Source organism: Lachnoclostridium sp. An76 (assembly GCF_002161355.1).
In the GTDB taxonomy this organism is placed as follows: Bacteria; Bacillota; Clostridia; order Lachnospirales; family Lachnospiraceae; genus Mediterraneibacter; species Mediterraneibacter caccavium.
In genome coordinates, this window is sequence record NZ_NFHL01000005.1 from 18,884 (window position 1) to 31,690 (window position 12,807).

The 12,807-nt window shown below is 51.1% G+C and carries 13 protein-coding genes; 1 reads left to right on the plus strand and 12 read right to left on the minus strand.

Annotated elements, in window-relative coordinates:
- Positions 1 to 78: 78 nt before the first annotated feature.
- The 5 genes from radA to B5G27_RS09980 all read right to left on the minus strand — a co-directional run bounded on the left by radA (position 79) and on the right by B5G27_RS09980 (position 5,499).
- Positions 79 to 1,455, minus strand: a complete 1,377-nt coding sequence (gene radA, locus B5G27_RS09960) for a DNA repair protein RadA (protein WP_087178755.1) — start codon at positions 1,453 to 1,455, stop codon at positions 79 to 81.
- Positions 1,456 to 1,674: 219 nt separating this feature from the next.
- A complete protein-coding gene (locus B5G27_RS09965) occupies positions 1,675 to 2,088 on the minus strand; it encodes an endosialidase (protein ID WP_087178756.1) in 414 nt (137 codons plus the stop codon).
- 167 nt (positions 2,089 to 2,255) lie between these two features.
- Positions 2,256 to 4,694 carry an ATP-dependent Clp protease ATP-binding subunit gene (locus B5G27_RS09970; RefSeq protein ID WP_087178757.1) on the minus strand — a complete coding sequence of 813 codons (2,439 nt, stop codon included), beginning with the start codon at positions 4,692 to 4,694 and terminating at the stop codon, positions 2,256 to 2,258.
- Positions 4,695 to 4,803: 109 nt separating this feature from the next.
- A complete protein-coding gene (locus tag B5G27_RS09975; RefSeq protein ID WP_087178758.1) occupies positions 4,804 to 5,187 on the minus strand; it encodes a GntR family transcriptional regulator in 384 nt (127 codons plus the stop codon).
- Positions 5,188 to 5,193: 6 nt separating this feature from the next.
- The gene (locus tag B5G27_RS09980) at positions 5,194 to 5,499 is read right to left on the minus strand and encodes a hypothetical protein (protein ID WP_087178759.1); all 306 of its coding nucleotides are present in this window, start codon (positions 5,497 to 5,499) and stop codon (positions 5,194 to 5,196) included.
- Between the two features lie 397 nt (positions 5,500 to 5,896).
- Between B5G27_RS09980 and B5G27_RS16620 the strand changes: the two genes are divergently transcribed.
- Positions 5,897 to 6,028, plus strand: coding sequence for a hypothetical protein (locus B5G27_RS16620; protein ID WP_275533038.1), 132 nt, complete (start codon positions 5,897 to 5,899; stop codon positions 6,026 to 6,028).
- 180 nt (positions 6,029 to 6,208) lie between these two features.
- On the opposite strand, the gene B5G27_RS09990 is transcribed toward B5G27_RS16620, so the two are convergent.
- The 7 genes from B5G27_RS09990 to B5G27_RS10020 all read right to left on the minus strand — a co-directional run bounded on the left by B5G27_RS09990 (position 6,209) and on the right by B5G27_RS10020 (position 12,681).
- A complete protein-coding gene (locus B5G27_RS09990) occupies positions 6,209 to 7,519 on the minus strand; it encodes a sensor histidine kinase (RefSeq protein WP_087178921.1) in 1,311 nt (436 codons plus the stop codon).
- Between the two features lie 61 nt (positions 7,520 to 7,580).
- A complete protein-coding gene (locus B5G27_RS09995) occupies positions 7,581 to 8,255 on the minus strand; it encodes a winged helix-turn-helix domain-containing protein (RefSeq protein WP_087178761.1) in 675 nt (224 codons plus the stop codon).
- A gap of 118 nt (positions 8,256 to 8,373) precedes the next feature.
- Positions 8,374 to 9,045, minus strand: coding sequence for a phosphate signaling complex protein PhoU (gene phoU / locus B5G27_RS10000; RefSeq protein ID WP_087178762.1), 672 nt, complete (start codon positions 9,043 to 9,045; stop codon positions 8,374 to 8,376).
- A 3-nt stretch (positions 9,046 to 9,048) separates the two neighbouring features.
- Entirely contained in the window at positions 9,049 to 9,798 is a 750-nt protein-coding gene (gene pstB, locus B5G27_RS10005; RefSeq protein ID WP_087178763.1) for a phosphate ABC transporter ATP-binding protein PstB, read from the minus strand.
- Between the two features lie 73 nt (positions 9,799 to 9,871).
- Positions 9,872 to 10,732 (minus strand): phosphate ABC transporter permease PstA, encoded by an 861-nt coding sequence (gene pstA / locus B5G27_RS10010; protein ID WP_087178922.1) that lies wholly within the window; start codon positions 10,730 to 10,732, stop codon positions 9,872 to 9,874.
- Positions 10,733 to 10,754: 22 nt separating this feature from the next.
- A complete protein-coding gene (pstC, locus tag B5G27_RS10015) occupies positions 10,755 to 11,648 on the minus strand; it encodes a phosphate ABC transporter permease subunit PstC (protein ID WP_087178764.1) in 894 nt (297 codons plus the stop codon).
- 121 nt (positions 11,649 to 11,769) lie between these two features.
- Entirely contained in the window at positions 11,770 to 12,681 is a 912-nt protein-coding gene (locus B5G27_RS10020) for a substrate-binding domain-containing protein (protein ID WP_087178765.1), read from the minus strand.
- Positions 12,682 to 12,807 lie beyond the last annotated feature (126 nt).

Consider the following 12,807-nt stretch of genomic DNA (forward strand, 5'->3'; position numbering starts at 1 on the left):
TCTGACAGCTCTCCCCAAAGGGGTCAGACCCCTGTTAACAGGGGTCTGACCCCTTTTGCCGAAATTGTTGCAATTGTATCAAATTGTATTAACCGCATCACTGATGGTCTTAACTCCCACCAGCTTGATCCCGCTGATCCCCCGCACCATCTTGAGGGATACTTCCGGCAGGATGCATGTTTCAAAGCCAAGCTTCTTTGCTTCTGCCACCCGCTGCTCCGGCATATTGACCGCGCGGACTTCCCCGCTTAACCCTACTTCCCCGAAAACGATTGTTTTCTCATCAATGGGGCGGTTGCGGTAACTGGATACCAGCGCCATCACGATCCCCAGGTCGATTGCCGGCTCGTTCATGCGGATCCCGCCCGCGATGTTCACGTAGGCGTCAGAGTTTCCCAGCGCCATGCCCAGCCGTTTCTCCAATACTGCCATGAGCAGGTTCACCCGGTTATAGTCCGTACCCGCAGCCGTCCTCCTCGGCATCCCGAAATTGCTGTGGCACACAAGTGCCTGGATCTCGATCAGGATCGGGCGGGTTCCTTCCATGGAGCACGCCACCACAGAACCGGAAGCGTTTTCCGGTCTGCCGCTGAGCATGTATTCGGAAGGATTTTCCACTTCCTCAAGGCCGGTCTGGCGCATTTCAAACACCCCGATCTCATTGGTGGACCCAAAGCGGTTTTTCACAGCCCGCAGGATCCGGTAAGAGGCATGACGGTCCCCCTCAAAATACAGCACTGTATCTACCATATGCTCCAGCACTCTCGGTCCTGCCACTGTCCCTTCTTTTGTCACATGTCCTACGATAAATATCGGAATACACAAACCTTTTGCAAGCTGCATGAAAATATTGGTGGACTCCCGCACCTGTGACACGCTCCCCGGAGCGGAAGATACTTCCTCGCTGAACATTGTCTGTATCGAGTCAATGATCACCAGCTCTGGTTTTTCCTTTTCGATCACGCCCCGGATCGTCTCCAGGTTCGTCTCGCACAGGAGATACAGCCCGGATGCGAATGCCCCCATACGGTTCGCCCGCAGCTTGATCTGCGCCTGGGATTCCTCGCCGGAAATATACAATACTTTTTTCTTATCAGCCAGCCGCTGGCATACCTGCAGCAGAAGCGTGGACTTCCCGATGCCCGGATCGCCTCCCACCAGGACGAGAGATCCTGGCACGATCCCGCCTCCAAGCACCCGGTCGAGTTCCCGGATGCCTGTCCGGATCCGCACATCGTCATCCGCGGTCACATCATTCAGGGGGATCACCTTTGCCTCCCGGACGGATTCCCTGACACTCCTGGAGGTCACTGTACTTCCTTTTGTTATGCCGCTGCTGACTCTTTCTTCTACAAATGTATTCCACTCTCCGCACGCCGGGCACTGCCCCAGCCATTTCGATTCTTCATGCCCGCAGTTCTGGCAGAAGAACACACTTTTCTTTCCTTTTGCCATTCTCCATCCTTTCCGTCATACAAAGCCTGTATATCCGCCCGGCCCGCTGCAAGCAACGGGGTATCCGCTCCTGGTTTCTTTTTTCAGAACCCTGCAAACAGCAGAGTATTACACCTGTAAGCGAATAAAAATCGGGGCGGATGCACCATCCGCCCCTGCCTGGCCTGTCAGCCTGACATATCTTTTTCAACACCCGTCCGGCTCACTGCAGGCATATTCTCAACATTTCACTACCTTTACCTGAACATTCTGATCCGCTGCAAGCTCCACGCTCACGCTGAGCTTTCCGCTCAGGTTTGTACTCATCTTTCCTGCGGATTCCCCGCCGATTAACACCTCATACTCACTCTCCGGCTCAAGTTCCAGCGTAAACTGTACATCTCCGCCTGCTGAAACAGTAAATCCGATCTCTTCCCCGGTCTCCCGGAAATTCTCGACCGCGCTTCCCGGAACGGATTCATATACAAACATCCCGTTCTTTTCCAGCTTCGTGATCTCTGCAAATGTCTTCACTTTATAGATATCGCCCTCAAACTCAAAATTATCTTTCTTTGTTTTTGCCGCGAGCGTATAATCACCAAAACTAAGTGTCCCGTCATTTTCTGCACGCAATAATTCTTTCACTGCTGCCATTTCATTTTTCCTCCTAAGTATTTCAGTAAATTTCTGCTATCGATATTATAATATAAAGCCCTTGTTTTTTCTACCGAAATATCTGTGAAAATCATACTGGAAAATCATCGGGGAGAGATTGCGGTTCACACCTGACCGCTGTCCGCCCCCTTTGTCTGAAATGATCTTCAATCTTTCCGTACGATAAAACGGATCTCTTTTTTCACGCTTCCCGCTTCCACATGGTCTCCCGGTTTGACTTCTCCATTCAATATCGCCTCCGCCAGCTTATCCTCCAGCTCTGTCTGGAGCGCCCTGCGCAGAGGCCTTGCCCCGTATTTCGCGTCCGTGCCCTTCTCGACGATCAGAGCCTTTGCAGATTCTCTTAATGTAAGCCGGATATCCATCTGCTCCTCCAGCCTCTTTGCAAGGTCACGGCACATGAGCGTTACGATCTTCTTCATATGTGTCTTATCCAAAGCGTGGAACACGATGATCTCATCGATTCTGTTCAAAAACTCCGGACGGAAGATCATCTTCACCTCATCCATGACATTCTGTTTCATCCTCTTGTAATCGTCTGCCGGGTCCTCCTTCACCGCAAAGCCAAGCTTCTTTGGATCTACGATCGCCTTTGCCCCCGCATTTGATGTCATGATGATCACAGTGTTGGAAAAATCGACTTTCCGCCCCTGGGAGTCCGTGATATGCCCGTCGTCCAGTACCTGAAGAAGGATATTAAACACATCCGGATGCGCCTTCTCGATCTCATCAAAAAGAACGACCGAATACGGATGGGTCCTCACCTGGTCGCTGAGCTGACCGCCTTCCTCATGTCCCACATATCCCGGAGGGGAACCGATCATCTTTGCCACAGAGTGTTTCTCCATATATTCTGACATATCAACGCGGATCATGGATCCTTCACTTCCGAACAGCGCTTCTGCCAGAGCTTTGGACAGTTCGGTCTTGCCCACTCCCGTAGGTCCCAGGAACAGGAATGAACCGATCGGACGCCTCGGATCCTTCAGGCCCACGCGTCCTCTCCTGACTGCCCGTGCCACCGCGCTGACCGCTTCTTCCTGTCCGACCACCCGCTTATGAAGGACACTCTCCAGCTTTTTCAGCCGGTCCGCATCGCTCTCCGCAAGCTTCTGCACAGGAACTTTTGTCCACGCGGAAACAACCTCAGCGATATCCTCCTCTGTCACTTCCGGCTTTGCAGACGCCGTCTTTTTCTGGAAGCGCTTTTTCACACCCGCCAGCTTTTCCTCTGCCTGCTCCTGCTCCTTCTGGATCAGAGAAGCCTCAGCAAAATCTCCCTTTCTGACAGCCTCTTCCTTCTGCGCCGCCAGCTCTTTCACCGTCTCTTCCAGAGCAGTCAGATTGTCCGGCACCTTATATCCCTTCAGGCTGACTCTGGAACACGCCTCATCCATGACGTCAATGGCTTTGTCCGGAAGATTGCGGTCCGTGATATATCTCTGTGACATCTGCACTGCCGCTTCCAGAGCTTTATCGCTGAGAGCCACCCTGTGATGGCTTTCATATCTTCCTCTCAGTCCCCGCAGGATCTGTACACACTGCTCCTTCGATGGCTCCTCGACTGTCACCGGCTGGAAACGCCGTTCCAGCGCTGCGTCTTTCTCGATATATTTTCGGTATTCTGTAATCGTAGTAGCCCCGATGAGCTGCATCTCGCCTCTTGCAAGAGACGGCTTGAGGATACTGGACGCGTCGATCGCCCCCTCCGCTCCCCCCGCGCCGATCATTGTATGGATCTCATCCAGGAACAGGATCATATTCCCGCTTGCCCTGACTTCCGAGATCAGCCCTTTCATCCTCTCTTCAAATTCTCCCCGGTACTTTGAGCCCGCGATCAGCCCCGGCAGGTCCAGGGTGTAGATCCGCTTATCTTTCATCTTTTCCGGGACAACTCCCGAGGCAAGCCTCTGTGCCAGCCCCTCTACGACCGCGGTCTTTCCCACGCCCGGCTCCCCGACCAGGCACGGATTATTCTTCGTCCTGCGGCTTAAAATCTGCATCAGGCGGTACATCTCCTCTTCTCTCCCGAGCACCGGGTCCAGCCTGCCCGCCTCTGCCTGAGCTGTCAAGTCCGTACAGTACTGTTCCACCATGGAACCCGCGCCTTTCTGTCCCTCCTGCATCTCATCCTGATATTCTTTGGCGTCTATCCCCGCTGCAGCCATGATATCCTGGAAAATCTTCTGAAGGTTAATATTTAATGTGATCAAGATGCGCGCCGCTACACAGTCCACATCTCTGATAATGGACAGCAGCAGATGCTCTGTCCCCACATCCGTTGTATGCAACCTGTGCGCTTCCTTTACACTGTTTTCCAGGATATAGCGGAAACGGGGGCTTTCCTCCGGCTTTCGCCCTTCAAAGGCATTCTCCGGAGGCACGATCAGTTCGTCCATAAGGCGGAGTACATCTTTTTCCTCCACTCCGTTCTGCGCCAGGATCTGACCGGCAACTCCTGAATACTCTGACCTCAGTCCCAGAAGGAGATGCTCTGTCCCGATATACGGATGCTGCATCTCCTTTGCCTTTTTCGTGGCGTATCTGACCGCTCTTTCCGCCTGTTCTGTATATGAAATGTGCATATGATCCTCCTGTCTCTCCGCCCGTGATCATTTATCAGGGCAGATCTTTCTTCCATTACAAATATACATTATATAAATACATTATAACTGTACTCTGTATAAATACGCTCTACCCTTCCATGCGCGCACTGTAATCATCAAATATCTCATCCACCAGGTCATGCACCTCCTGCCTGGAGATATTCTTACAGCACCCGCGGGCGAGCACGATCCGAAGCTCACGCCTCATCTCTTCCAACTGCTCCAGCTTATCGATGTCCAGGGCGATCACCGCGCCCCGCCGCTTATCCAGGCTGATATAGCCTTCCCTTTTCAGTACACTGTACGCCTTATTCACAGTGTGCATATTTACCCCGATCATGTCTGCTAGCTGGCGCACGGACGGGAGAGAATCCCCCTCATGGATCACAGAAGCCGCGATCCCCATAATGATCTGGTTGCACAGCTGGACGTAGATCGCCTCATCACTGTCAAAATCAATTTCTATGAGCATGGTACTTCATCCTTTCTGGAGTGTGTTATACACATAGTAGCACAATAATCCAAAACCTTCAAGCTTAAAAATCTGTATTTGCGGGGGAGCCTTCCTTGTGAATATAACGTTCGAAAACAGTGAAGCGTGTTTGTCGAAGACGTATTCAGCACGGGTGTGTGGGTGGCTTCGGCTCCGGGGCTCCGTGGCAGCAAAAACTAAGAAATCCGGGACTATGCTAAAGGCAGAAAGCAGCAGGGAGCAACTCGCCTTTGGCTCAGACAAGCCCCCTGCTGCTTTCAACGCATAGTTCCGGATTTCAAGTTTTTTCAAGCCCCTCCGCAGTCACCTCAGACACCCACACACCCGTGCTGAAAGGTTTTCGAAAAAGGCGCTTCGCTGTTTTCTGGTTTACTCAAGCCGGAAGGTCCCCAGCAAATGCAGCGTTTAAAAACAAAGAGAGAGGGGAACTTCTTCGACAAAAAGCAACCTTCTCCAACCAGCAGAAACATACCCCAAGGAAAACCTTTCCGCCAAAAGAAGCCCTCCCCCAGCTGGCAGAATTCTATAACAAGAGAGGCCTAGCTTGCTGGGCCAAATCGAACGGCTGACCCTCTCCCGGAAGTCCGCGTCACCTTCCGTCCGATAAAAATTCCTGTTCCGCCGCTGAAGCTCCCCTTTCACCCACCTTTCGAAATCCTGCATTTGCCTGCGGGGACCTTCCGATCGGATGCGCGCAGAAAACCACCCCTTTGATGCACCTTTCGCGGCGGGCGGGGATATGGCGACGGTGACTTGGAGTAATCTGCCGGAAAGACTTAAAGGGAGGAAGCGTGGCGTTAATTGTCCGGCGGATGCCTGAGGCGGAGCCGAATCTTCCGCCGGACAATTGCTTTTAGCCATGCTTTCTCCCTTTTACGTCTTTCCCAGATTACGGAACCGGAACCTGAGCCATATCCCCGTCCGCCGCGAAAACGTCCTGCATCAAACCGACGGTTTTAGGACGTTTAACCAATCGGTCGGCTCCCCTACAAATCCAGATTTAAAACTGCATCTCGATCTTCGTTCCTTTCCCGGGTTCGCTCTCTACGCTGACTTTTGCCCCGTGCAGCAGCGCGCCGTGCTTGACAATGGACAGCCCCAGCCCGGTCCCTCCGCGCTCTTTGGAATGGCTCTTGTCCACCCGGTAGAACCGTTCGAAGATGCGTTCATGGTGCTCCGCCGGGATGCCGATGCCTGTATCAGCGACACTGATCTTGGGACCTTCCAGTGTATTGCCGACCCAGACGGTGACCCTTCCGCCGTCATTATTGTATTTGATCGCATTTTCACATACATTGTACACCATCTCATCAAGGATCTGCCGGATACCGGTATACTTCACAGGCTCCCCGGTCAGCTCCATGCGCACGTTTTTCTGGGACGCCTGGGGAGCCAGACGGCTAATGATCTCTCTGGTCAGGTCATAGAGGTCTACCTCCTGCTTCTCCAGTTCCACAGATTCCTCATCCAGCTTGGACAGCTTGATGATATCTTCCACAAGAGTGATCAGGCGGCGCGCCTCTTTGTAGATACGCTCTGAAAATACCGGGATGTCCGCCGGGCGCACCATACCGTTTTTCATGATCTCCGCATAGCCTGAGATGGAAGTCAAGGGAGTCTTAAGCTCATGGGATACATTTGCGGAAAACTCTTTCCTCATATTAGAGACAGCTTCCTTTTCTTTGTTCTGCCTGTCCATCGCTGTCAGGAGAGGACTTAATTCTGTATAAACGTCATTATCAAGCGGATTTTCCAGATCAAGCTCATTTATAGGCTTGATCAGACGTGCTGTCTGCCATTTTGCCAGCAGCATGGCAAAAATAATCATCAGTACAGCAAATCCGCCGATCACCGGGAGCATGGCCAGGGCGGTGCTGGCAAGGCTGTCCACTTCCCTGGACACGCGCAGCACACTCCCGTCATCCAGAAGCATTGCATAGTAGTACAGGTCTTTCTCCACGGTCACAGAGCGCCGCACATCTTCGCCTTCCCCGTTTTTAAGCGCTTCCTTTACCTCTTCTCTCCCGCTGTGATTGTCAAGGGTATCCGCGTCCCGCCGGGAGTCGTAGAGCACACTGCCGTCTGCATCGATGCGGGTTACGCGGGTGGATTCATCTATATTGTCCATCTGCTCCAGGTATTCTGTCCCGGAAATATTGACCGCTGTGCAGATGTATTTCGCCTCCTGCCTCACTTCCGCCCGCAGGATGGACAGGTTCTGGTTGTAAAGGATCACGGACAGGATAACATAGAAAAGCACGAGGGTCACTGCGAGAATGACCATCATGCTCTTCTGTATCTTCAGCCTCATGCTCCTGGGAATTTTCTTTTTTCTTTTTTTCTGAATGTTCTGCTGAATCTGCTGTACCATACTATGCGGCTCCTCCAACCCGGTATCCTACACCGCGGACAGTCTGGATGATCTCTCCTTTTGCTCCCAGCTTCTGCCTTAAAGTCCGGATATGTACATCCACGGTCCTCGTCTCTCCGTCAAAATCATAGCCCCAGATCTCTGTCAGGAGCTGGTCCCTTGTCAGGACGATCCCCTGGTTGCGCATCAGTTTCTCCAAAAGTTCAAATTCCTTGAGTGTGAGCGCTACCTGCTTTCCATCCACAGTGACTTCGTGCTTTTTGATGTCCATGCGGACGCCTGAAAGTTCCATATCGATCCTGTCCTCCACTTTCCCTGAACGGCGCAGGACCGCCTTGATCCTGGAGACAAGCTCCATCATGCCGAACGGCTTTGTCACATAGTCATCCGCACCGGAATCCAGGCCGATCACCTTGTCATACTCTGTGCCCTTTGCTGTGACCATGATCACCGGGATTCCTTTTGTCTTAGGGGAAGACTTGAGCTTTTTCAGAAGCTCCAGCCCATCGTCCCCGGGGAGCATGATATCAAGCAGGATCAGCTCCGGCGTATCAAACGCCAGAGCCTCCATGAAGGCAGAACCTTCCGCAAACCCCCGGGCTTTCAGCCCGGTCGTTTCCAGAGTATATATCACAAGCTCACGGATGTTGTCGTCATCTTCCACGCAATATATCATCGTTTCGAGTTCTCCTTCGTCTTCTTATTTTTATCTTTTTCCACAACCGGCTCTGACCTCATTTTGCGGGCTGGCGGCTGTCACTGTGCCGATGCTCTCCTTCGCCGGCGCTCTTCTGTCAGCTCTCGTGGATGACCGCGCTGTCCTTGTGTACGCCTGTGATGGAGAATTCCACCCACTCCGCGATGTTGGTCGCGTGATCCCCGATACGCTCCAGGTATTTTGTCACCATGATCAGGTCAAAGATCGCTTTGCCATTCTCGCCTTTTTCTTCTTTAATGAAGCTGATCATTTCATCCTTCACTTCATCAAAGTAAAGGTCGATCTCATCGTCCGCTTTCATCACATCGCGGGCAAGCTCAAGATCTCTGTTCACATAAGCTGTGACACTGTTGCGCACCATTTTGCTTACCTCAGACGCCATAGTGCCGATCACCTGGATATTTTCCGCGGTTGCCGCCCATTTCTTTGAGGACAGGATGATCTCTGCAATATCCGCAGTCTGGTCTCCGATACGCTCCATGTCTGTGATCATTTTAAGCGCAGCGGAAATTCTTCTTAAATCCTTTGCCACCGGCTGCTGCTGGAGCAGAAGTTTCAGGCAGAGCCTCTCAATATCTTTCTCGGACTGGTCGATCTCCTCATCCTCTGAAATGATAACTCTTGCCTGCTCCGCGCTTCCGTCTTTCAGAGCCTGTGTTGCCTTTGCGATAGCTGTCTCACAGAGCTCTCCCATATGTGTAAGCTGCTCATCCAGAAGATGAAGCTGTTCATCAAATTTATTACGCATGATTTAACCAAACCTCCCTGTGATGTAGTCTTCTGTTCTCTTATCCGCTGGTATGGAGAAGAGTTTTTCCGTATCATTATACTCTACGACTTCTCCCAGAAGGAAAAATGCAGTATTATCGGATACACGTACAGCCTGCTGCATATTATGCGTTACCATAACGATAGTATAGTCCTTTTTCAGTTCCATCGCAAGGTCTTCGATCTTGGATGTGGAGATCGGGTCAAGTGCAGAAGTAGGCTCATCCATGAGAAGGACTTCCGGCTCAACGGCAAGCGCCCTTGCGATACAAAGTCTCTGCTGCTGTCCACCGGACATGCCCAGCGCGCTTGTCTTAAGGCGGTCTTTACACTCATCCCAGATTGCTGCGTTTCTCAGGGACTTTTCTACAATATCATCCAGCTTTGACTTGGAATGGATTCCGTGTGTCCTCGGTCCGAACGCAATATTATCGTAGATGCTCATCGGGAACGGATTCGGTTTCTGGAATACCATGCCCACACGTTTTCTTAACATATTTACGTCCATGCCCTTAAAGATATTCTGTCCGTCAAGGAGGATCTCACCGTCGATACGGCAGCCTTCCACAAGGTCGTTCATACGGTTGATGGACTTAAGGAGTGTTGATTTACCGCAGCCGGAAGGTCCGATAAATGCGGTGATCTTGTTGGCTTCGATCTCCAGATTCACATTCTTGAGCGCCTTAAAATCGCCGTAATACAAATCCAGATTCTTTATACTAATCTTAGACATTTCCTCTACCTCTTTAATCCGGGACGTAGTCAAATTCAATTTTACTACGTCCCCTTTCACAGTTTTTTCACATTTATGCTTTCGTAAGTTTTCTTGCGATCACGCTTGACAACGCGTTAATGCCTACTACAAGAACAAGCAGGATGACCGCTGTTGCGTATGCCTGATCCATATAGAGTCCCTCACTTGAAAGGACATACATATGAAGAGCCAGGGTACGCCCCGATCCCATGACACTGTCCGGGATCTGCGCAACGGTTCCCGATGTATACATCAGCGCCGCAGTCTCTCCCACGATACGTCCGATAGCAAGTATCACACCTGCAAGAACGCCAGGGATCGCCGACGGAAGGACGATGCGGAACACGGTGCGCAGCTTGCCTGCGCCCAGCCCGAAGCTTCCTTCACGGTAAGAATCAGGAACTGCTTTCAGCGCTTCCTCTGTCGTTCTCATGATCAGCGGAAGGATCATGATCGCTATGGTGAAGGCGCCTGCCAGCAGGGAGAAGCCCCACCCCAGAGCATTTACAAAGAACAGCATACCAAAGAGTCCGTATACGATAGACGGAATGCCGGAAAGCGTCTCTGTCGTCAGCCGGATGACCTCTATGAATTTGTTTCCTCTCTTCGCATACTCTACGAGAAAAATCGCAGAGAAAATTCCGAACGGAACCGCGATCAGCAGTGATAACAATGTCATAACGATCGTATTGACAAAGGCCGGCACGACCGAAGCATTCTCAGAGCTGTACTCAAGCGAAAACAGTGACGGTTTGATATGCGGCAGACCGTTGATCAAAATGTAGGCGATCAGAAAAATCAGAACGGCGAAAGTGACGAGCGCTGCCAGCATCACGAGCAGCATCAGGATAAATGAGCCCGGATGCTTTAAATATGTTTTGAATTTATCGCCGATCGTTGTTTTATTGATCATCTGATTGCTTCTGCTTACTTCATTACTCATGATCCGCCCCCCTCTTCAGCAATGCTACACTCAGGTTAATGATCAGGATAAATACGAAGAGCACTACGCCTGTCGCGATCAGCGCTTCGCGGTGCAGGCCTGTGGCATATCCCATCTCAATAACAATGTTTCCGGTCAGGGTACGGATGCCATCCAGCATACTCGTCGTAAGCCGCGCCTGGTTTCCGACGATCATGATGACAGCCATTGTCTCTCCGATCGCACGACCGATCCCCAGCACGATCCCGGCGATCACTCCTGATTTTGCCGCGGGAATAATGACTCGGAAAATACTTCTTTCCTTTGTAGCGCCCAATGCGAGCGAGCCTTCATAGTAATGTGCAGGCACCGCGCGCATCGCGCTTTCTGTTGTTCCTATGATCGTCGGAAGGATCATCATCCCCAGGATCAGTGAAGCAGTCAGGATACTGTTTCCGTTGCCGGGGCTCTTTACAAGATGTGCCTTGTACAGTATAGTCCCGAATTCACGGATCAGCGGCACTACGACCACAAGTCCGAAGAAACCGTAGATAACAGAAGGAATACCTGCAAGAAGCTCTGTGGCTGCCTTCAGCGGTTTATAAATATGTTTCGGACAGTACATTGCCATAAAGACAGATGTCAGGATACCGATCGGCACTCCGAAGATGATCGCGCCCGCTGTCACATAGAGGCTTCCCACGATCATAGGCAGGATGCCGAACTGTTCACTGTTCGGACGCCAGATCTCGCCTGTGATAAATTTGATAAATCCGATTTCTCTCATTGCAGGGATTCCATTTGCAAAAAGGAAAATGCAGATGAGCGCCACCGCCAGCACGGATGCACATGCGGCTACGAAAAATACTCCCTGCATGAATTTTTCAGTCCATGCTTTTGATTTCATTTTTTCCTCCTAATGAGCCGGGAAGACATGCTCCATATCTGCCCGGCTCACATTTTAAAAGCGGAAACCTTTTACTTTAAGGATTTCTCTGTACGGTATTTTAAAGTCTGCTCTAATCCGATTAGATTGCGTCCCAGGTTGTCACATCGCCAAGGTAGATATTCTTCACCTGATCAGATGTCAGATCATCCGTCGGGTTATTCTTATTTACGACAACAGCGATACCATCTGTCGCGATGACTGTTCCCTCAAGTTCAGCAGCCTCTTCGTCCTTCAGCTCTCTGGAAGCCATACCGATATCATAGCTTCCCTCGATTGCAGATGTCATACCTGTTGTAGAATCAGATGTCTGAAGCTCGATAGATGCGTTCGGGTTTACTTCTGCATAAGCCTCGATCAGTTTTTCCATCAGCGGTGATACAGAAGAAGAACCTCCGACTACACAGCTTCCTTCCGGAGCCTCGCCGGCATATGCCTCTACCTCAGCTACCGGGATGTATCCCTCGTCAGCTACAACTGCCTGACCCTCTGTACTCATGATGAACGCCATGAAATCCTTTGCAACCGCATTGTCAGAATCCGGTTTCACTGCCACGTTGAACGGTCTGGATACTTTGTAAGTTCCGTTCTCGATATTCTCTGCCGTCGCATCTACACCGTCGATCTTCACAGCCTTTACAAGAGACTCATCAAGAGATCCCAGAGAGATGTAACCGATCGCATACTCATTCTCAGATACTGTCGTCATCATAACTGAAGTGCTGTTTGTCGTCTGAGCATCCAGAGTGATCATATCGTTGTCATCCTCATCGACAACACCGAACAGCTCTGTGAAGGCTCCTCTTGTACCTGATCCTTCCTCACGTGTCACGGCTGTGATCATGTTCGCTGCGTCCCAGCTGCCTGCCTCGCCGCCTTCTTCTGTCGCTGCGTCACCCTCTGCTTTAGTGTCCTCCTTGCTGCCGCATCCTGCTGCCATTGCAGCTACCATTGAAACTGCTGCCAATACTGCGATAAACTTTTTCATTTTCATTTTGATAATCTCCTTTTTCAAATCAGATTATTATGTACCGCGGCATTTCCTGCCGCCGCTGCGGACCGCTTTTTCTTCTCTCTGTCCGTCAACGGTATTTATGATAAAAAAGGAATGTAAAATGTA